Origin of the sequence: Aminobacter ciceronei (genome assembly GCF_014138625.1) — a bacterium.
GTDB lineage: Bacteria > Pseudomonadota > Alphaproteobacteria > Rhizobiales > Rhizobiaceae > Aminobacter > Aminobacter ciceronei.
Map to the genome: position 1 here is coordinate 133,065 of NZ_JACJHY010000012.1, position 19,246 is coordinate 152,310.

Consider the following 19,246-nt stretch of genomic DNA (forward strand, 5'->3'; position numbering starts at 1 on the left):
GACCGGCGTTATTGCCATCGACATCGGCGCAAAAAAGCGCTGTGCAGCAAGCACGATCAAATGGACTTCCCCGCAAGCAGGCATATCGGGGTCGTCCTCATGCCGGAAACAACAATGACCCCTGTTCAGAAAGCCATCTGGTACATCGAGAGCCACTACCTCAAGGACATCGGCCTCGATGACATCGCCGCCGCTGGCGGGGTCTCGCGTTTTCACATGTCGCGCGCCTTCGCTGCCGCCACCGGCCAATCGGTCACGGGCTATATCAGGGCCCGCCGCCTGATCGATGCCGCGCTGGCGCTGGCCAAGGGCGCGCCCGACATTCTGGCGGTCGCGCTCGACGCCGGTTACGGCTCGCATGAGGCGTTCACCCGGGCCTTCCGCGATCGCTTTGGGCAGACGCCCGAGGAGGTGCGCGCCAATGGCTCCGTTTCACAGACCCAATGCCTGGAGCTTCTCAAAATGGACGAGACCTTCGTCGAAAACCTCGCCCCGTCGCGCTTCGTCGATGGCGGCCCCCTGCTCATAGCCGGCTTCGGCCAGCGCTACACCAGCGAAACGAGCCTGGCGATCCCGTCGCTGTGGCAGCGCTTCGGCCCGCATTTTGGCAGCGTGCCCGGCCAGAAGAACTATGTCGGCTATGGCGTCTGCTGCAATTTCGACGACGACAGTTTCGAGTACATCGCCGGCGTCGAGGTCAAGGATTTCGCCGACCTGACCTCGGAGTACACCCGTCTGCGCATCCCGCCGCAGCGCTATGCGGTGTTTGCCACCACCGACCACATTTCGATGATCCGTCGCATGACCCACACGGTGTGGAGTAAGTGGCTGCCGACATCGGGGCATGAAGCCGCAGACGGTCCCAATTTCGAGCTCTACCCGGAGAGCTTCGACCCGGCGACGGGCAATGGCGGCTACGAGATCTGGATCCCGATCAAAGGCTGACGCAATTCCAGGAAAACTGTACCGCGGTTTTCCGTCCGGACGGCTAGGACTTGCCCTTGGCCGTCCCGTTCCTCAGCGCCGTCGACGACAGCAGGGAACGGGGTCCGTGGATGAAGGTCCAGGCAGGGGCCTTCATCCGCGCCAGCAGCGGCGCGTCGCCCTCGTCGACACGTGCATAGTCGAAGGTCTTGGCGACCACAGACGACAGGAATGACAGCGTCGCCCCCGGCCGGTCGATGACGGCGATCGGGAAGGTCGTCGCGATCTGCCGCCAGCGCTGCCAGCGATGGAAATCGCGCAGATTGTCGGCGCCCATGATCCAGACGAAATCGACGCCCGGGTTGCGTGCCTTGATCAGCGCCAGCGTGTCGGCGGTGTAGCGCACATTGTAGCTTGCCTCGAAGGCGGTGACCTTGATGTGCGGGTTTTCCGCGATCTGCTCGGACAGTTCGATGCGTCTGGCCAGCGGCGCCAGCTCGCGTGTGCTTTTCAGCGGATTGCCCGGGGTGACCATCCACCACAGCTGGTCGAGTTGCAGACGGCGCATGGCAATTTCAGCGACGAGGCCATGGCCGGCATGCGGCGGGTTGAACGAGCCGCCGAACAGCCCGACCTGCATGCCCTTCATGGCATGAGGCATGCGAAGGTACTTTTGGGAAACTGGCGGCTCCGAAGGCAACAGCAACTTTAGGCCCCCTCAGCCGTCACACCAACCCGATGCTTTCCGTCACGGCCGAAGCTGGCCGTTGCCGCGCACGCGGTATTTGAAAGACGTTAGTTGCTCGACGCCGACCGGTCCGCGCGCATGCATCTTGCCGGTGGCGATGCCGATCTCAGCACCCATGCCGAACTCGCCGCCGTCGGCGAACTGGGTCGAGGCATTGTGCAGCAGGATCGCCGAATCGATCTCGTTGAAGAAACGTTCGACGGCCTTCACGTCCTCGGCAACGATCGCCTCGGTGTGGTGCGAGGAGAATATCTCGATATGTTCGATGGCGCCGGCAACCCCGTCGACAAGCTTCACCGAGATGATGGCGTCGAGATATTCGGTCACCCAGTCGGCGTCCGTCGCGGGCCTGGCGTCGGCAAAGGCCGTAAGCACATCCGCGTCGGCGTGGATTTCGCAGCCAGCTTTGCGCAGCGCTTCGAGCACCGGCACCAAATGGGTCGCAGCGACAGCACGGTCGATCAGGAGCGTCTCTGCCGCGCCGCAAATGCCGGTCCGGCGCATCTTGGCGTTGACGGTGATCGCCACCGCCATGTCGAGCTTGGCCGATTTGTCGATGTAGAGATGGCAGATTCCTTCGAGATGGGCGAAGACAGGCACCCGCGCCTCGGTCTGGACGCGCTCGACAAGGCTCTTGCCGCCGCGCGGGATGATGACGTCGAGGTTGCCCGACAGGCCCTTCAGCATTTCGCCGACGGCGGCGCGGTCGGCGACAGGCACCAGTTGGATCGCATCCTCGGGCAGATTGGCCGACTTCAGCCCCTCGGCGAGGGAGGAATGGATTGCCAGCGACGAGTTGAGCGAATCCGAGCCGCCACGCAGAATTACGGGGTTGCCGGCCTTGAGGCACAGCGCGCCGGCATCCGCCGTGACATTGGGACGGCTCTCATAGATCACGCCGATGACGCCGAGCGGCGTGCGTACGCGCTCGATGTGCAGGCCATTGGGACGGTCCCATGCGGCAATCACTTCGCCGACCGGATCTCTGAGATCGGCGATGGCGCGAATGCCATCGGCCATGTCGCGGATTCGGCCCGACGTCAGCTTCAAACGATCCATGAACGAACCGCTGAGACCGGCTTCTTCCCCGTTCTTCACGTCGATGGCGTTGGCTTCGAGGATCTCGTGCTCGCGATTCAGGATGGCTTCGGCCATGCCGATGAGAGCAGCATGCTTGCGTTCGGCGGAGGCGACAGCGAGTGGGCGGGCGGCGGCACGAGCCTTGCGGCCGATATCAGCCATCAGCCGCGCCGTATCCTCATGGGACTTCTCATGCGCCTTCAGCATGTCCTACCCTTCCGCTTGCACCGCAACCTTGTCCGTATGGCTGACCACGAGGTCGTCACGATGGATCATCGCCGAGCGTGCCTCGTAGCCAAGAACGGTTTCGATCTCCGCCGTCTTCAGTCCAGCGATCCTTACGGCATCCGCAGCGTCATAGGCAACCAGCCCGCGCGCGATCTCGCGCCCCTCGGGCGACAGAATCGCCACCGTGTCGCCGCGTGAGAAATTGCCGCTGACAAGCTTCACACCGGCCGGCAGCAGCGACTTGCCCGACAGCAGCGCACCGACGGCACCCGCATCGACGGTCAGCCGTCCTGCCGGCTCGAGCTGGCCGGCGATCCAGGTCTTGTAGCCCTTCACCGGATTGCCGCTCGGCCGAAACAGGGTGGAGCGTTCGCCGCGTTCGATCGCCATCAGCGGCGACAGCCGCGTGCCGGCGGTGATGATCATCGCCGTGCCGGCCGCAGTGGCGATCTTGCCGGCGTCGATCTTCGTCCGCATGCCGCCGCGCGACAGTTCGGAGGCAGCTCCCCCGGCCATCGCCTCGATATCAGGCGTGATGCGGTCGACGACCGGAATGAATTTGGCATTCGGGTCGCTTGCCGGCGGGGCGGTGTAGAGCCCGTCGATGTCGGACAGCAGCACCAAAAGATCAGATCCCATCATCGTCGCCACACGCGCCGCCAGGCGATCATTGTCGCCATAGCGGATTTCGCTCGTCGCCACCGTGTCGTTTTCGTTGATGACCGGCACAGCATCCATCTTGAGCAGCGTCGATATGGTGGCGCGCGCGTTCAGATAGCGCCGGCGCTCCTCGGTGTCGCCGAGCGTGACCAGAATCTGGCCCGACTTCAGCCCCTTGCGGCCGAGCTCTTCCGCCCAGGCGCCCGACAAAGCGATCTGGCCGACGGCCGCGGCGGCCTGGCTCTCTTCCAGCTTCAAGGCGCGCTTGCCGAGACCGAGGATGGTGCGGCCAAGCGCGATCGCGCCCGACGAGACGACCAGCACGTCGGCGCCACCTTCGGCGAGCGTTGCGATGTCGTCGGCCATCGAGGCCAGCCATTCGCGCTTGAGACCGGTCGAGCGGTCGACAAGCAGCGCCGAGCCGATCTTGACTGTGATGCGCTTGTAGCTTCGAAGCGTAGGGATCGTCATGGCAGTCTACTTCGTCCAGCGCGCGTCGGAGGGCGCCACCTCGCCGCTTGCCTGACGTGCCTCTTCGACCACGCTCATCAGCGCGCGCAGCGTCTCCTCGACGCCCTCGCGCGTCGCCGCCGACAGGAGGATAGGCGCGCGCCCAGCCGCGCGTTTCAACGATGCCATCTTCTTCTTGCGTTCATCTGGATCGAGCGTATCAGCCTGGGAAAGTGCGACCACTTCGAACTTCTCGTCGAGGCCGTGGCCATAGGCCTCAAGCTCGCGGCGCACCGTCTTGTAGGCCTTGGCAGGGCTTTCTTCCCGCGCCGAGACCAGATGCAGCAGCACGCGCGTGCGCTCGACATGGCCAAGGAAACGGTCGCCGATGCCAACACCTTCATGCGCGCCCTCGATCAGACCGGGAATGTCGGCGATGACGAACTCGCGGGCGTCGATGCGGGCCACGCCCAAGCCCGGATGCAGCGTGGTGAAGGGATAGTCGGCAATCTTCGGCTTTGCCGCCGTGACCGAGGCAAGGAAGGTCGACTTGCCGGCATTGGGCAGGCCGACGAGGCCGGCATCGGCGATCAGCTTGAGCCTGAGCCAGACCCACATCTCCTGGCCTTCGAGGCCGGGATTGGCTCGCCGCGGCGCCTGGTTGGTCGAGGTCTTGAAATGCTGGTTGCCGAAACCGCCATTGCCGCCCTTGGCGAGCAGATAACGCTGGCCGACCTGGGTCAGGTCGCAGATCAGCGTCTCGTTGTCTTCTTCATAGACCTGCGTGCCGACCGGGACCTTGAGCGTGATGTCGGCTCCCTTGGCGCCGGTCATGTTGCGGCCCATGCCGTGAATGCCGGTCTGCGCCTTGAAATGCTGCTGGTAACGATAGTCGATCAGCGTGTTGAGACCATCGACGACCTCGAGCCAGACGTCGCCACCGCGGCCGCCATCGCCACCGTCCGGGCCGCCGAATTCGATGAACTTTTCGCGCCGGAACGACACTGCACCCGCGCCACCGTTGCCGGAGCGGATGTAAACCTTGGCCTGATCGAGAAATTTCATCGGACTCTTCGTCTTCTGCTGCTATTTCGTTGTTTCAGCGCACTTGCCATAGCGCAAGGCGCGGCGAAGGGCGAGAGCGGATTGGGCCGCGATGCCCGTATCGAAAGGACGTAGATGAAACTGGTCACCTACAACACCCAGTATGGCGTCGGCCGCGACGCGCGCTACGACCTCGACCGCATTGCCCGCGCCGTCGACGGCGCCGACATCGTGTCGCTGCAGGAGGTGACCCGCAACTTCATGCGCAACGACATGGCCGACATGGTCGACGGCCTTGCCCGCCTGCTGCCCGACTACTTCCATGTCTACGGCGTCGCCATGGACATCGACTTCGGCATGCTCGGCACCGACGGCAAGCCCGCCAACAAGCGGCTGCAGTTCGGCAACATGGTGCTGTCGCGCTGGCCCATCGTCGCGTCGCGCAACCTGCTCCTGCCGCGCAGCAAACGCCTCAGCCGCGGCAACCTGCAGCGCTCGGCGCTGGAAGCGCTTATTATGGCACCATCGGGTCCGCTGCGTGTCTACTCCGTACACACCGACCACGTCAGCCAGGAGGAGCGCATCGCCCAGATCCGTCACCTCAAGGAACGGGTCTACGCCTTCGCCGCAGAAGGCGGCGTCCTCACCGGTGCTGCCGAATACGGTTTCCCCGAGCTCCCCAGCCCCGAGGAATTCGTTCTCATGGGCGACTTCAACATGGTGCCGGGCTCGCCCGAACATCTCGTCATGACCGGCGTGCCCGACCCGGTGGAAGGTCCGCAGATCGTCGCCCATCACCCTGTCGACGCCTATACGCTGGCGGGCGGAGTTCCGGATGGATCGGTCTCCTGGACCGACACGACCCATCCGGAAAAAACCCGCCTCATCGACTACGTCTTCGTTCAGGCCAACATGGCCGCCAGGGTCACATCCGTCCGCATCGATAGCGATGCGGCAGGTTCCGACCACCAGCCGGTGTGGGTCGAGCTGGCCTGAGCCGTCCGCCTAGAACCGTGCCCACGACCTGAGGCTCGCCCAGGTCTTGCGGTCGAGCCGGTAACGCTCGACCGGGACCTGGCCGGCGACGATCGAGTTCAGCATGCCCTGGCCGGCATACTGGAAGCCGCACTTGTGGATGACCCGCCGCGACGCCGGGTTGATGACCCGGCACGAGACGTTGAGCACGGCAACATCGGTCGCCCGGAAGGCGAGATCGACGAGCGCATGCGCGGCCTCGGTGGCATAGCCCGACTTCCAGTAGGGTTCGCCGATCCAGTAGCCGAGCTCTAGCCCGCGGTCGGTGACGTTTAGCCCGGCCGAACCGACGAAGGCACCGGTGTCGGCGATGGTGATGGCATAAACCACCCCGCCGCGCCTGCTACGCGCCATCGACAGGAAGGCTCGCGCCTCGGCCTCGCCGTAGGGATGCGGCATCCGCGACAACATCTCGGCGATGTGGCGGTTGTCGGCCAGCTGCACCAGCTCGGGGATGTCGTCCTCGTGCGGTGGCCGCAGGACCAGGCGCTCGGTCAGCAATATCGGACAGTCGATCGACAGCCTTTCGTCTTCGCTGTCTTCCTTCTCGGCAACCATGTGAAATCCTCCAGGAAAATGAAAAAGGGGAGATGGAAACCCATCTCCCCTGATCCTTTTCCTGGCTTGGCCAGACACCGGTTCCCGAGATGGGGCGCCGGTGTTGTAGTGCGGAACCGGCTACTCCGCGGCCTTGAGAATCGGATTCACCGATACGTAGGTTCGGCCATTGGCTTTTTTGTTGAAGGTCACGGCGCCGGCTTCGAGCGCAAAAAGGGTGTGATCCTTGCCCATGCCGACGTTGACGCCGGGATGCCAGGTGGTGCCGCGTTGACGAACGATAATGTTGCCCGGAATCACGGACTCGCTACCGAACTTCTTGACGCCAAGGCGCTTCGACTCTGAATCGCGACCGTTGCGCGACGAACCGCCAGCTTTCTTATGTGCCATGGATGTTCTCCTTCAGCGCTCTGATTACTCTGATTCCGCGACGGCTGCAGCCTTTTTCGGCGCTGCCTTCTTCGCGGGCTTTTCTGCAGCTGCATCAGCTGCGGCTTCGGCCTTCACTGCCGCCTTCTTCGAAGGCTTCGCACCGCCGGTCAGGATCTCGGAGATCCGGACAGTGGTGTGGTGCTGGCGGTGACCGCGGGCGCGACGCGAGTTCTGGCGGCGACGCTTCTTGAAGGCGATGACGGTCTTGTTGCGGCCGTGCTCGACCACCTCAGCCGTCACCACTGCGCCCGCGACGAAGGGCGCGCCGATCTCGGCGTTTTCACCTTCGCCAACGGCGAGCACTTCAACGAATTCCACGGTGTCGCCGGCGGCGCCGACGAGCTTCTCAACCTTGATCACATCATTGGCGGCAACGCGATACTGCTTACCGCCCGTTTTGATGACTGCGAACATTTTGTGCCTTTCGCTGTTCGGTCGGCCTTTTCGGCCGTCTTTTTGTCAGTCGTTACGGGTTCATGACAAACGGCGCAGAGGACCCTCCACGCCGATTGCAGGGGTCCCGTAACCGAAGGTTGCCATGAAGTCAAGGCGAACACCTTGGCAAAGCTGAGCTTTTGAGCCCGGCCAGGCCTCCCGTGCCGACGCGAGCCTCACGCAGTCCAGTCCCGGATACCGGCTTCAGCTCAAGCGAACAACTGCCGAGGCGACGCCCGCATAACCCAAACGCCCGTGAAGCCAGTCTCTCTGACCGAGATTTTCCACCGGGCTGACGCAGCGTCCATCTGGCTAAATCGGCTCAATGAAAAAGATACGCCAACTCGGTCACATTTGGCCTTGTGCGACAGGCCATGAGCCGTTATCTACTGCGCCGCGCCGGCAACGGCCGATCACGACCGCGGAGAGGTGGCAGAGTGGTCGAATGCACCGCACTCGAAATGCGGCATGGGTGCAAGCCCATCGGGGGTTCGAATCCCTCCCTCTCCGCCAGACACCGCCGCTTCTACGCTTAAAGCCCTAAATATCTTGAGGCCGCAACGGCGGCTTCCTGCCTTCATTGCCGATGTTCGGCATTGCTGCTTTAGAGTGCAGATTATGGTTCATGATCGCGCCCACCTTGAGATAGCGTTCCGTGCCAAGGCACGCCTGAAGTTCCTTTTCTTCTGGGGGCACCAGCCTGCAGAGGATGGACGGATAACTTCCTCATGCTTCAGCCAGTGGTGGTCTGTGGCCTTCGAGGTGGCCAGCATCCGCTATCCCACGGCTGAGCATTGGATGATGGCTGAGAAGGCACGGCTGTTTGGCGACCAAGAAGCGGTGCAACACGTCCTTAAGGCGCGAAGTCCCAAGCAGGCAAAGCAGATCGGTCGCGAGGTGCGCGGTTTTGATGAGGCGCGTTGGGATGGAGAGAAGCGCCGCATCGTCACTGAAGGAAGCTTCGCAAAGTTCTCCCAAAACAAGGCGCTCGGGGCATTTCTGCTGTCTACCGGCAATCAGATTCTAGTTGAAGCAAGCCCGGTGGACCGCGTGTGGGGCATCGGCTTGGCCGCTGATGACAAGCGAGCAGCCAATCCACTCCTGTGGCGTGGCGACAATTTGCTCGGCTTCGCGCTCATGAACGTGCGAGACCGCATTAGAGTCTGATACCGCCTTATAGCCCTGATCTGTATGTCCGCTAACCACTCCGCTGTAGATCTACTCGACCGATATTACTCTCCAGCTGTCTTCATTTGGATCCCAGCGTGTGCAGCGGCGGAAGGTTTGCGGATGACATAAAGATCCTGGTGTTCCCACCAACCGGCAGATTCGTAGGTTAGGTACTCAGCGCCGGAAAGTTGCGCGATTTGCCCATCGACAAAACCCTTCGCCAATCTCGCCTACGTCAATCTCCACACGGATGGCTTTGCCGAACAGGGCGGCGCTGCGGCTCTCACCGTCGCAAGGGATTCGACCGACGTCACCTTCACCACCGTCGGGTTGCGCGCCTCGACCGCATTTACAGTGGCAGGCATAGAAACCAGGGCACGCGGCATGCTCGGCTGGTGCCACGCTTTCGGCAACACGTTTCCCTCGTCAGTCAATGCCTTTGGCTACTCCAGCGCTTTCTCTGTCGCGGGGGCACCGATCGCCAGAGACAGCGCCATTACCGAGGCCGGCTCGACTTCGACATCTCCGCGGCTGCAAGCGTCGGCCTTGCCTATCATGGCCAACTGGCATCCGACGCACAGCATCACAGCTTCAAGGCAAACCTTGCGGTGCGGTTCTAGCCGTCTTCATGCACGCCATGCCGACCATGGACGACTACCAGGACCCGAAGATGGTCGTGTATCTTCGGCAGCCGCGACGGCGTTTGCCGGCCCACCTGGCGGCGGGCCCGGATGGGTCAGCCCTTGCCCGTCAGCGTGCGCTCGCGCGCGCATGGTCGATATAGATCTCGCGCAGCCGCGTGACGACTGGTCCCGGCTTGCCGTCGCCGATCGGCTTGCCATCGATGCGGGCCACCGGCATGACGAAGGTCGAAGCGCTGGTGATGAAGGCTTCGGCAGCAGCCTGGGCTTCCTCGACGGTAAAGCGGCGTTGCTCGAGCGTCAGGCCGCCCTCCTCGGCCAACTGGACAAGCGCCTGTCGCGTACAGCCGGGCAGCGTGCGCTGGCTGTTGGCGGGTGAGACGATCTTGCCGTCATGGGTAACGATATAGGCGGTCGACGACGCACCTTCGGAGACATGACCGTCCTCGACCATCCACGCCTCGTCGCAACCTTCCGCCTTGGCGTCGCGCTTGGCCAACACCTGCGGCAGCAGGGACACGCTCTTGATGTCGCGCCTTGCCCAGCGCAGGTCGGCCAGCGTCTTGACGGCAATGCCGGTCCTTGCTGCGGCAACATCGACAAGCACCTTCGGCTGCGTCAACAGCAGGAGTGTCGGCTCCAGCTCCTCGCCGAACAGGAAGTTCCGCTCTTCGGCGCCCCGCGTCAGTTGCAGGTAGACAAGCCCTTCCTGCAGACCGTTGCGCTCGATCAGACCGTGCTCGATCTCTTCGATGGCAGCGGTGGTGATGGGCAGGCGCAAGCCAAGTTCACGGGCCGAGCGCTCCAGACGCGCCATGTGCAGGTCGCTGTCGACTAGCTTGCCGTCGAGAACCGCCGTCACCTCGTAGATGCCGTCGGCAAACAGGAAGCCGCGATCGAAGATCGACAGTTTGGCCTCAGCGGCCGGCAGGTAGCTGCCATTCAGCCAGACGATGCGGTCTTGTCCACCGGCCATAGGTACTCTCCAATGCAAGTGAGATGTCAGCGCGCCTTGTACAGGCCCAGCGCCCCGATGGAAATTACCTTATGCAAGACGGCGCCGCTGTCACTTATGGTTCCGAAGGGCTTCCGCGCAGGCCTCGAGATAGGCGTAACCATATCTCAGGTCGGGTTCGAGATACGCCCCCTCGCCCCACTCGTTCCAGGCATTGATGAAGACAAGGCGCTCGTTTGCAGGATTGGCCTGCGCGCGCTCCATCGCGTCCCCGAGCCATTGCTCGAACAGATCGGGCGTCGAGCCATGGTAGATCTGGGCAGACGTCGGACGGCGCGCGCTGTTGTCCCATGACGGCATGACGCCGGGATGGACGACGCCTGCCTCGACCGACTTCACCTTTTCCGCTGCCACCACATCGGCGTAGCGTCGAATACGACCGCTGTCCCGGAAGCGTGAGACGGACAAGCTGCTTTCGATACTCGGCGTGCGGATGTTGTGCGGCGGAAACTCGGACAGCGCATCGAAGCCGTGGTCGCGATGCGCACTGAAATCAAAGGCATTCGTCGCGATCAGGTAGATCCCAGGATATCCGAGCCTGGTCATCTCTGCGCGCCAGCGTGCGATGGTGGCTTTCATGTCCGGGAAGAGGCTCGCGCGATAGACGGTGAAAACCGGCTTGCCGTCGATTTTCAGATAGCGGGGATCGCGGAAATATTTGTCGAGGCCGCGAATGACCGCGATGTCGTCCTCCGCCGAATGCCGCTGCGCCAGAAGCACCTCCTGCTCGCGCCCGGACCAGCGTCGCGACCAGGTTTCGTTGGCCCAGCACAGGGAGAATGGCAGGTCGAGATCGGCGGTTGCCAGATAATGGTCCAGCGGACCTTCCAGCAGACGCCGACCACCAAACCAGTAGAAATGAAAACAGAAGGCTGAGATGCCGTAGAGCTTGGCCAGTTCGACCTGCCGGCGCATGACTTCAGGCAACCGCAGGTCATAATAGCCCAGTTCTCCCGGCAGCCGCGGCTGGTAGTGACCTTCGAAGACAGGGAACGCGCGCGCAACGTTGCGCCATTCGGTGAAGCCGCTCCCCCACCACTCGTCGTTCTCCGCCGTCGGATGAAACTGCGGCAAGTAGTACGCCACCAGGCGGACGTCGGTCGCGGCCGGCTTTTCGCTTGCTATCGGCTTATAGTCACCGGCCGGATAATGGCCAAGGAGATTGCGGACCTGTGTCTCGTGTAGCCGGTCCGACGGCTGTGACCTCGCCAGCCATCGGGACGGCTGCGCGATCCGCCGCAACTTTCCCCAGACTCTGCGCAAGAAGGATGGCCTTTCACGCCACGGGGCGCCTGACAGAGCGTTCACTGGCGCTTCCCGAAACTGCCCATAGGGCCGCCATTCAATCCGTTTGCAAATCCCAGAAGCTTGGAGCGTCGCGCACTGGAGAACAGCACATGCGGCCACAGCAGCTTCAGCCATGTACGGAAACGTTCGGCAGGTACGTCAAGCGGCATCTGGTGCTTGTTCATGACATAGACCAGCGACCGGCCCATCGCTTCACCCTTGACGCGGCCCGACTCGACCGACCGCGCGCTGGAGCGGCCTTCCGCATGGTCGACGGCAGCACCTGCAGCAAGCCGCAGCTCGACACCGACCCGCAGCAGCCGCACGCTGAGGTCGTCGTCCTCGTGGAACAGGAAGATGTTCTGGTCGAAGCCACCAACCTGCTCGAAATGCTTACGCCTGATGAAGATGCAGGCGCCATGCAGGACCGGGATGGCGCAATCATGTTTGGGGGGCGCCCCGTGCCAAAAGTCGGACGCCGGCAGCAGTCGCGACCACCGTCTGAAGCGCCGGCGCGAGCCCGAATAGAAACGCGGATTGAAGGCGGCGTCGGGATGGGCAGCGGCTGCAGCAACAAGCGCTTCTATCGCGCCCGCCTCGAAGCGAAGGTCAGGATTGGCAAGCAGCAGGAATGGCGCATTGCCGGCGGCCGCGCCGACATTGCAGGCGCTGCCATAGCCGACATTTTCCTCGATCTCGATGACCTTCGCCCCGGCAGCCTCGGCAAGCGTCACGGAGTCGTCGACGCTGGCGTTGTCGACGACAACAACGTTTGCACAACTCGGAACAGTCGCCAAAAACACTGGCAAGACCGAGCCGCTGTTGTGGGTAACGACGATCAGATCCACGTCCGGTTTCATAAAGTCGTCCGCATCAACTTGACTTAACGTAAATGTCGACTCCTACCCAAAGCAGTGAGCTTTTCCTCGTCTCGCATCTATGCAGCGAAACGGCTGTCCGGACAACATTTGTACAATCACAGCTTCTTTCCGCCGTAGCAATCGGGTGATCAACCAAACGGGAACCTTCCGGCAACGGGCAACTGGCGTTCGCTTTCGAAAGCGCTCGGGATCAGATTCACCTGTTTGAAGATCCGACCAGTTCCGTGACCAGCCCCCCGACCCGCTCTCGCCACTCGCCGGCACGGTAGCTGAAATCGCGGGCAAAGGCGTCCGAGCTCAGTTGCGAATTCGCCGGCCGCGCGGCCTTTGCTGGCCATTGCTCACTGCCGACAGGTTCTGCAAGCGCGGATGGTCCGCCGAGCGACGCACTGACGGTAAAGACATGAGTGGCCAGCTCAAACCAATTGGCGCGGCCCTGGCCGGCGAGATGGTAGAGGCCCTGCGGAAAGCCGCCTTGCTTGCGCCACGAGGCAGCTGCCGCCAGCAAGCCGTCCGCGAGATCACGGGCCTCCGTCGGATTGCCGAACTGGTCGGCCACGACCTGCAGCCTGTCGCGTGTCGCCGAGAGCCTGAGCATCGTCTTGACGAAGTTGCGGCCATGGCGGCTGACGACCCAGGCCGTGCGCACCACCAGGTGGTCCGGATTGCCGGCACGGACGGCTTCCTCGCCCGCCAGCTTGCTGCGGCCATAGACCGTCTGCGGGTTGGGCATGTCCGTCTCTGAGTAAGGCTGCGCCGCCTTGCCATCAAACACGTAGTCCGTCGAAACCTGGATGATCGGTATGCCCGCAAGCCTGGTCAGCCGAGCCAATTCCGCCGGCGCCTCGGCATTGATGCGAAACGCACGCTGGGGTTCGTCTTCCTGCTGATCGACGCCGGTGTGCGCGGCGGCATTGATGACCATATCAGGCGCGACCGATTTCAGGACCGGGGCAAAAGTGGCGAGATCTTCAAGGTCGAGGTCAGGCCGACCGACAAGGACGATATTTGCTTTTCCCTTGGCGCGCTCGGCAAGCGAGAGCGCCAATTGGCCGGATGTTCCGGTAACCAGAATCTTCACTTGGCAGCGACCAATCCCTGGCGGGTTCCGTCGAAGCGCTGCTCGCGGATCGGGCGCCACCACCAGCCATTGGCGAGATACCAGTCGACGGTACGGGCGAGGCCGGTCTCAAAGGTTTCCAGCGGCGTCCAGCCCAGTTCCTGCTCGCTCTTGGTCGGATCGATGGCATAGCGCCGGTCATGTCCGGGCCGGTCGGTAACATAGGTGATGAGGTCGAGATGCGAGCGGCCGCCATTGCGAGGGCGGCGTGCATCAAGCAGGGCACAGATGGCTTCGACAACTTCGAGATTGGTGCGTTCGGCACGTCCGCCGATGTTGTAGCTCTCACCAATCCGGCCCCCGGTCATGACCGCTTCGAGTGCCCTGGCGTGATCCTCGACGAACAGCCAGTCACGGATGTTTGCGCCTTTGCCATAGACCGGCAGCGGCTGCTCATCCAACGCGTTGGCGATGACCAGCGGGATCAGCTTTTCCGGGAAGTGGTAGGGCCCGTAGTTGTTCGAACAGTTGGAAAGGACAACCGGCAATCCGTAGGTCTCGTGCCAGGCGCGCACGAAGTGATCGGACGCCGCCTTCGATGCCGAATAAGGCGACGACGGCTTGTAGGGCGAGTCCTCGGTGAAGACGCCGGAATCGAAAGGCAGGTCGCCGAACACCTCGTCGGTCGAGACGTGATGGAAGCGGAAGCGCTTGCGTGCCTCCTCCCCAAGGCTGCGCCAGTGGTCGAGCACGGCCTGCAGCAGGCTCGCCGTGCCAACGACATTGGTGGTGACGAAGGCCATAGGCCCATCGATCGATCGGTCGACGTGGCTTTCTGCCGCCAGGTGCATGACGAGATCGACGGCTTCGTCTGCGAGAATCTTGCGCACCTTGTCGGTGTCGCAGATGTCGGCCTTCCGGAAGACATAGTTCGGATTGCCATCGAGATCACGCAGCGACGTCAGGTTGCCGGCATAGGTCAGTTTGTCCAGGTTAACGACGCGGTACTTGCCGCTTGCCACCAGATGCCGGCAGACGGCCGAGCCGATGAAACCGGCGCCACCGGTGACCAGCACAGTTTGAGGGACGTTTTTCACGGGTAGACAAATCCGGTTTCGACATCAGTCAGCAAGGGGGCGGCAGCATCCTTGTCCGACAGGATCAGCTCTTGTGCGGCTACCGGCCAGTCGATCGCGATGTCGGGGTCATCGAAGCGGATCGAACGGTCATGCGGCTGCGAATAGGGTGCCGACACCTTGTAGGCAACTTCGGTGTCGGGCTCGAGCGTAACAAAGCCATGCGCGAAGCCCTTGGGCACCAATATCTGATTCCATTCTTTGGCGGAAACCGTCAGCCCCACCCATTTGCCGAAGGTCGGCGAGCCCACGCGAATGTCGATGGCGACATCGTAGATCGATCCGCGCAGGACCCGCACCAGCTTGTCCTGTGCAAAGGGCGGCTTCTGGAAATGCAGCCCCCGCAACACGCCGCGCTCCCGCGACAGCGAGTGATTGTCCTGCACGAAATCGACGGCGATGCCTGCCTGGGCAAGCTTCCCGGCATTCCAGGTCTCGGAAAAGAAACCGCGTGCGTCATCGAACCTGGGGACGCGTATTTCGCAAACGCCGTCCAGGCCGAGCTTGCTCACCTCAACCATGACTGATTTCCCTGACTCGGCGCTCGAGATAGCGGGCATAGTCGGTCTTGCCGAGCTCGGCGGCACGGCGCAACACGTCCTCTTCGCTGACCCAGCCGAGTTCGAAGCCGATCTCTTCCGGGCACATGATCTTGATGCCCTGGCGATGCTCGATGGTGCGCACGAAGGACGACGCCTCGTGGAGGCTGTCATGAGTGCCGGTATCGAGCCAGGCGTAGCCCCTGCCCAGGCGGACGACATGCAACGTATCGCGCTCGAGATAGGTGCGGTTGACGTCGGTGATCTCCAGTTCGCCACGCGCCGACGGCTTGATCGACGAGGCAATGTCGACCACCGAATTGTCGTAAAAATAGAGACCTGTCACCGCCCAGTTCGAGCGCGGCTGCGCAGGCTTTTCTTCGATCGACAGGGCACGCTGGGTCTCCCGGTCGAATGACACGACGCCATAACGCTGCGGATCCTCGACATGGTAGGCAAAGACCGAAGCGCCGCTCTCGCGGGCAACGGCTGCCCGACAGCGCTCCGACAGGCCGTCGCCATAGAAGATGTTGTCGCCAAGTATAAGCGCCACCGGGCTGTTGCCGATGAACTCGCGTCCGATGATGAACGCTTCGGCCAAGCCGTTGGGAGAAGGTTGGACGGCATAGGAAAACGACACGCCAAACGCCGAGCCGTCGCCGAGCAACTGCTGGAACTGCGGCAGATCGCGCGGCGTCGAGATGATAAGGATGTCCTGAATACCCGCCAGCATGAGAACGCCGAGCGGATAATAGATCATCGGCTTATCATATATCGGAAGTATCTGCTTCGATACTGCAAGTGTTGCAGGGTAGAGGCGCGTGCCACTACCGCCCGCAAGTATAATTCCCTTCACGGTACATCCCTGGTGTCGTTGCCTTCTGACCCCCGTCCCGGCTGACAAACCGCAATAGACCGTATGGGACGCACAAACAAGACATCAACTTCGTCTGCCACAATCACGAACAGATTTGGTTTCAGAAGGTAAAACTTGCGGAGCGGAACCCGCTATCCAGCCGCTCGGCCACACGTATCGAAAGATTAGGAACATGAACCGCCTATTGCTCAAGATCGCCTCTGTCCTGGCATTCGCCGCCATGGCATGGATTGCACCAGCCGCAGGAGAAAACATGCTCGAACGTGAATTGCATGCAAGCGCGAGCAAGGGTGACGCGACAGCTGTCCGCGACCTGCTTGCAAAGGGCGCCAGCATCGACGCACGCGACGACAGCGGCCGCACCGCACTTCTGCTCGCCACCCACGGCAACCAGATCGAAGCTGCCAGGGTGCTGATCGACGCAGGCGCCGACGTCAACGCCAAGGATGCCATCAATGACAGCCCGTATCTTTATGCCGGCGCACGCGGACACCTCGAGATCCTGAAGATGACGCTGGCCCACGGCGCCGATCTCAAGAGCATCAACCGCTATGGCGGCACCGCCCTGATCCCGGCCGCCGAACGCGGTCATGTCGAAACCGTGCGCACGCTGATCGAGGCCGGTGTCGAGGTCGACCACGTCAACAAGCTCAACTGGACGGCTCTGCTGGAGGCGATCGTACTCGGCGATGGCGGTCCCCGCCACGTCGCGATCGTCAAGTTGCTCGTCGACGCCGGTGCTGACGTCAACCTTGCCGACGGCGACGGCGTAACGCCGCTGCAGAACGCACGCAGGCACGGCTTCACCGAGATCGAGAAGGTCCTGGTTGCCGCCGGCGCCCGCTGAGGAGGCCGAATTGGACAAGTCGAGTGAGTTCCTTTGCCATGCAATCGAGCTGGCGCGCGCGAACATTTCGAGAGGTGGCCGTCCTTTCGGAGCGGTTGTGGTCAGGAACGGAGAGGTCGTCGCCTGTGGCGTCAATGAAGTGCTCTCGTCCAATGATCCGACTGCCCATGCCGAAATGTCGGCCATCCGGGCGGCAAGTCAGGCCCTGGCCTCGCCACGGCTCGACGGTTGCACAGTCTATGCAAGCGGCCATCCTTGCCCGATGTGCATGGGCGCGATGCGCATGGCCGGCATAACCGAAGTCGCATATGCATATTCGAATGACGACGGCGCGCCCTATGGCCTGTCGACGGCAGCTGTCTATGCCGACCTGGCGCGGCCAGCGACCGAACAGACGATGAAAGTCGCATATCTCCCGGTGCGCCCGCGGGACCACCAGCATCTTTACGCCGAGTGGCAGGCTGCACAGTCCCAATCCTAGGCTCTTCACCCCAATCCGGCCGGAAGGTTTCACAAGCCCTTCCGCCAGCCTCTCGTTTTCGCCACAAGGAGTGCGGACCATGACCAAACCGGCAACCGGCCCGCTTGCCGGGCTTCGCGTCGTCGAATTCGTCGGTCTCGGACCTGCACCCTTCGCCGCCATGCAGTTCGCGGACATGGGGGCCGACGTCATCCGCATCGCGCGCCCGGAGGCCACGCCAAAAATTCCCGATCCGATTTCGGGACGCGGGCGTCCAACCGTGGAGGCCGATCTCAAGGATCCCGTCCAGGCCGAGATGGTTCGCACACTCTGCGACAGTGCCGACGCCCTTATCGAAGGGTTCCGGCCGGCTGTCATGGAACGGCTGGGGTTGGGACCTGATGTCCTGCTGGAACGCAATCCGCGTCTCGTCTACGGCCGCATGACGGGGTGGGGGCAGACAGGTCCGCTGGCAACCCATGCGGGCCACGACATCAACTATATTGCCATATCAGGCGCGCTCGCGGCGATAGGCCCCGCCGGCCATCCCGTGCCGCCGCTCAACCTCGTCGGCGACTTCGGCGGCGGCGCCATGTTCCTCGTCTCCGGCATGCTCGCGGCCCTGCTGTCGGCGCAGCGTACAGGCACCGGGCAAGTCGTCGATGCTGCCATTTGCGACGGCACCGTCCAACTGATGACCATGGCTTACGACCTGGCCTCCGCCGGCCAGTGGCAGCCCCAGCGCGCAGCCAATCTGCTCGACGGCGGCGCGCCCTACTACTGCACCTATGAATGCGCAGACGGCAGGCATATCGCCATCGGTCCGATCGAACCGCAGTTCTTCGAACTGTTCCGCCAGGCCATCGGGCTGGACGACACCGCCCACGCCCTGCGCGCCGACCGGCGCAATTGGCCAGCACTGAAAGACGAGATCGCAGCGCTGATCATCAGACGCCCAAGCTCCGAATGGCTGGCTCTGCTGGAACACTCCGACGCCTGCGTTTCACCGGTGCTCGACCTTCACGAGGCGGCGCAACATCCTCATCTCATCGCCCGGAAAAGCTTTGTTCAACTGAACGGGCTGACACAACCAGCTCCGACCCCGCGCTTTTCCGGCACGCCGACCGAGGCGCGCGCCCGACCTCGAGAGGTGCTGCCGCTGGCCGAGGCGGTCAGGGCGTGGAGCGGCTAACTCCAGCTCGCGAGCTCTCCACCCCAGCCGACAGACCCCCAAAATGCAAAAAGCCGCCGGTGGAGCCGACGGCTTGAGCAATTCTGTCGAACGTGCCTGACCCGGCGAGAAATCCTCAGATCGCGGCTTCCAGGGTCGAAAGGTGGTTGAGATAGGCTTCCGCCTTGGTGCGGGCCTGGTCTTCCTTGGCGTCGGCGACGTCCTCGCGTGCGTCCTGGATGCGCCGCAGCAGTTCGGCGCGGTCGATGTCCTTCACCGGCGTCGCCGATTCGGCAAGCAGCGTGCAGCCTGCCGGGACGATGTCGGCGAAACCGCCAAACACGACGTAGCGCTCTTCCTTGCCGCCAACGGCCTTCACCGTCACGACGCCCGGCTTGATCGTGGTCATGACAGGCGCATGGTTGGCCATGACAGTCATTTCGCCTTCCGCACCGGGAATGACGACGGACTCGACCTGCTCCGAAACGAGCAGACGCTCGGGCGAGACCAGTTCGAATTTGAATGCTTCAGCCATGGTGTCTCACAAATGCTTGGACGGAGTTCCGAG

21 protein-coding genes, 1 tRNA gene and 1 pseudogene are annotated in these 19,246 nt (G+C 62.8%); 8 read left to right on the plus strand and 15 right to left on the minus strand.

Annotated elements, in window-relative coordinates; genetic code table 11:
* The first annotated feature begins 114 nt into the window (after positions 1 to 114).
* Positions 115 to 945 (plus strand): AraC family transcriptional regulator, encoded by an 831-nt coding sequence (locus HNQ95_RS14275; protein WP_182574261.1) that lies wholly within the window; start codon positions 115 to 117, stop codon positions 943 to 945.
* A gap of 43 nt (positions 946 to 988) precedes the next feature.
* On the opposite strand, the gene HNQ95_RS14280 is transcribed toward HNQ95_RS14275, so the two are convergent.
* The 4 genes from HNQ95_RS14280 to obgE all read right to left on the minus strand — a co-directional run bounded on the left by HNQ95_RS14280 (position 989) and on the right by obgE (position 5,155).
* Positions 989 to 1,585, minus strand: a complete 597-nt coding sequence (locus HNQ95_RS14280) for a nicotinate-nucleotide adenylyltransferase (protein WP_182574260.1) — start codon at positions 1,583 to 1,585, stop codon at positions 989 to 991.
* 87 nt (positions 1,586 to 1,672) lie between these two features.
* Positions 1,673 to 2,959 (minus strand): glutamate-5-semialdehyde dehydrogenase, encoded by a 1,287-nt coding sequence (locus tag HNQ95_RS14285; RefSeq protein WP_182574259.1) that lies wholly within the window; start codon positions 2,957 to 2,959, stop codon positions 1,673 to 1,675.
* 3 nt (positions 2,960 to 2,962) lie between these two features.
* The gene (gene proB / locus HNQ95_RS14290; protein ID WP_154386200.1) at positions 2,963 to 4,111 is read right to left on the minus strand and encodes a glutamate 5-kinase; all 1,149 of its coding nucleotides are present in this window, start codon (positions 4,109 to 4,111) and stop codon (positions 2,963 to 2,965) included.
* A 6-nt stretch (positions 4,112 to 4,117) separates the two neighbouring features.
* Positions 4,118 to 5,155, minus strand: coding sequence for a GTPase ObgE (gene obgE, locus HNQ95_RS14295; RefSeq protein WP_067956589.1), 1,038 nt, complete (start codon positions 5,153 to 5,155; stop codon positions 4,118 to 4,120).
* Between the two features lie 114 nt (positions 5,156 to 5,269).
* On the opposite strand from obgE, the gene HNQ95_RS14300 reads away from it, so the two are divergent.
* Positions 5,270 to 6,130: an endonuclease/exonuclease/phosphatase family protein gene (locus HNQ95_RS14300; RefSeq protein ID WP_067956587.1), complete on the plus strand. Its 861-nt coding sequence runs from the start codon at positions 5,270 to 5,272 to the stop codon at positions 6,128 to 6,130.
* A 9-nt stretch (positions 6,131 to 6,139) separates the two neighbouring features.
* Here HNQ95_RS14300 and HNQ95_RS14305 read toward each other — a convergent pair whose 3' ends face one another.
* The 3 genes from HNQ95_RS14305 to rplU all read right to left on the minus strand — a co-directional run bounded on the left by HNQ95_RS14305 (position 6,140) and on the right by rplU (position 7,573).
* Positions 6,140 to 6,727, minus strand: a complete 588-nt coding sequence (locus HNQ95_RS14305; protein ID WP_067956586.1) for a GNAT family N-acetyltransferase — start codon at positions 6,725 to 6,727, stop codon at positions 6,140 to 6,142.
* Between the two features lie 120 nt (positions 6,728 to 6,847).
* Positions 6,848 to 7,117 (minus strand): 50S ribosomal protein L27, encoded by a 270-nt coding sequence (gene rpmA / locus HNQ95_RS14310; RefSeq protein WP_055974797.1) that lies wholly within the window; start codon positions 7,115 to 7,117, stop codon positions 6,848 to 6,850.
* A 24-nt stretch (positions 7,118 to 7,141) separates the two neighbouring features.
* On the minus strand, positions 7,142 to 7,573 hold the full coding sequence (gene rplU, locus HNQ95_RS14315; RefSeq protein ID WP_067956584.1) for a 50S ribosomal protein L21: 432 nt from the start codon (positions 7,571 to 7,573) through the stop codon (positions 7,142 to 7,144).
* Between the two features lie 444 nt (positions 7,574 to 8,017).
* Between rplU and HNQ95_RS14320 the strand changes: the two genes are divergently transcribed.
* The 3 genes and pseudogenes from HNQ95_RS14320 to HNQ95_RS34180 all read left to right on the plus strand — a co-directional run.
* A tRNA-Ser gene (locus HNQ95_RS14320) sits at positions 8,018 to 8,107 on the plus strand.
* A 105-nt stretch (positions 8,108 to 8,212) separates the two neighbouring features.
* Positions 8,213 to 8,761, plus strand: a complete 549-nt coding sequence (gene ybiA / locus HNQ95_RS14325) for a riboflavin biosynthesis intermediates N-glycosidase (protein WP_182574258.1) — start codon at positions 8,213 to 8,215, stop codon at positions 8,759 to 8,761.
* Between the two features lie 198 nt (positions 8,762 to 8,959).
* Positions 8,960 to 9,268, plus strand: a pseudogene (locus HNQ95_RS34180) (autotransporter outer membrane beta-barrel domain-containing protein); the annotation flags it as partial.
* Positions 9,269 to 9,514: 246 nt separating this feature from the next.
* Here HNQ95_RS34180 and HNQ95_RS14335 read toward each other — a convergent pair.
* The 7 genes from HNQ95_RS14335 to rfbA all read right to left on the minus strand — a co-directional run bounded on the left by HNQ95_RS14335 (position 9,515) and on the right by rfbA (position 16,179).
* Positions 9,515 to 10,381, minus strand: a complete 867-nt coding sequence (locus HNQ95_RS14335; protein WP_182574257.1) for a D-amino-acid transaminase — start codon at positions 10,379 to 10,381, stop codon at positions 9,515 to 9,517.
* A gap of 90 nt (positions 10,382 to 10,471) precedes the next feature.
* Positions 10,472 to 11,728, minus strand: coding sequence for a glycosyltransferase WbsX family protein (locus HNQ95_RS14340; protein ID WP_312874161.1), 1,257 nt, complete (start codon positions 11,726 to 11,728; stop codon positions 10,472 to 10,474).
* A complete protein-coding gene (locus tag HNQ95_RS14345) occupies positions 11,725 to 12,567 on the minus strand; it encodes a glycosyltransferase family 2 protein (RefSeq protein WP_182574255.1) in 843 nt (280 codons plus the stop codon). Before HNQ95_RS14345 ends, HNQ95_RS14340 begins: the two co-directional genes overlap by 4 nt.
* Before the next feature lie 217 nt (positions 12,568 to 12,784).
* Positions 12,785 to 13,669 carry a dTDP-4-dehydrorhamnose reductase gene (gene rfbD, locus HNQ95_RS14350; RefSeq protein ID WP_182574254.1) on the minus strand — a complete coding sequence of 295 codons (885 nt, stop codon included), beginning with the start codon at positions 13,667 to 13,669 and terminating at the stop codon, positions 12,785 to 12,787.
* A complete protein-coding gene (gene rfbB, locus HNQ95_RS14355) occupies positions 13,666 to 14,745 on the minus strand; it encodes a dTDP-glucose 4,6-dehydratase (RefSeq protein ID WP_246787030.1) in 1,080 nt (359 codons plus the stop codon). Before rfbB ends, rfbD begins: the two co-directional genes overlap by 4 nt.
* A complete protein-coding gene (rfbC, locus tag HNQ95_RS14360; RefSeq protein ID WP_154386206.1) occupies positions 14,742 to 15,305 on the minus strand; it encodes a dTDP-4-dehydrorhamnose 3,5-epimerase in 564 nt (187 codons plus the stop codon). Before rfbC ends, rfbB begins: the two co-directional genes overlap by 4 nt.
* On the minus strand, positions 15,298 to 16,179 hold the full coding sequence (rfbA, locus tag HNQ95_RS14365) for a glucose-1-phosphate thymidylyltransferase RfbA (protein ID WP_067956564.1): 882 nt from the start codon (positions 16,177 to 16,179) through the stop codon (positions 15,298 to 15,300). The genes rfbC and rfbA overlap by 8 nt, the downstream gene beginning before the upstream one ends.
* Positions 16,180 to 16,453: 274 nt before the next feature.
* Between rfbA and HNQ95_RS14370 the strand changes: the two genes are divergently transcribed.
* The 3 genes from HNQ95_RS14370 (at position 16,454) to HNQ95_RS14380 (ending at position 18,699) form a co-directional block, all read left to right on the plus strand.
* The gene (locus HNQ95_RS14370; protein ID WP_210283768.1) at positions 16,454 to 17,047 is read left to right on the plus strand and encodes an ankyrin repeat domain-containing protein; all 594 of its coding nucleotides are present in this window, start codon (positions 16,454 to 16,456) and stop codon (positions 17,045 to 17,047) included.
* A 10-nt stretch (positions 17,048 to 17,057) separates the two neighbouring features.
* The gene (locus tag HNQ95_RS14375) at positions 17,058 to 17,528 is read left to right on the plus strand and encodes a nucleoside deaminase (RefSeq protein WP_182574252.1); all 471 of its coding nucleotides are present in this window, start codon (positions 17,058 to 17,060) and stop codon (positions 17,526 to 17,528) included.
* A gap of 79 nt (positions 17,529 to 17,607) precedes the next feature.
* Positions 17,608 to 18,699: a CaiB/BaiF CoA transferase family protein gene (locus HNQ95_RS14380; RefSeq protein ID WP_154386210.1), complete on the plus strand. Its 1,092-nt coding sequence runs from the start codon at positions 17,608 to 17,610 to the stop codon at positions 18,697 to 18,699.
* 115 nt (positions 18,700 to 18,814) lie between these two features.
* Here the strand turns inward: HNQ95_RS14380 and HNQ95_RS14385 are convergent, their stop codons facing one another.
* Positions 18,815 to 19,213 carry a F0F1 ATP synthase subunit epsilon gene (locus HNQ95_RS14385; RefSeq protein WP_067956560.1) on the minus strand — a complete coding sequence of 133 codons (399 nt, stop codon included), beginning with the start codon at positions 19,211 to 19,213 and terminating at the stop codon, positions 18,815 to 18,817.
* Positions 19,214 to 19,246: the final 33 nt, after the last annotated feature.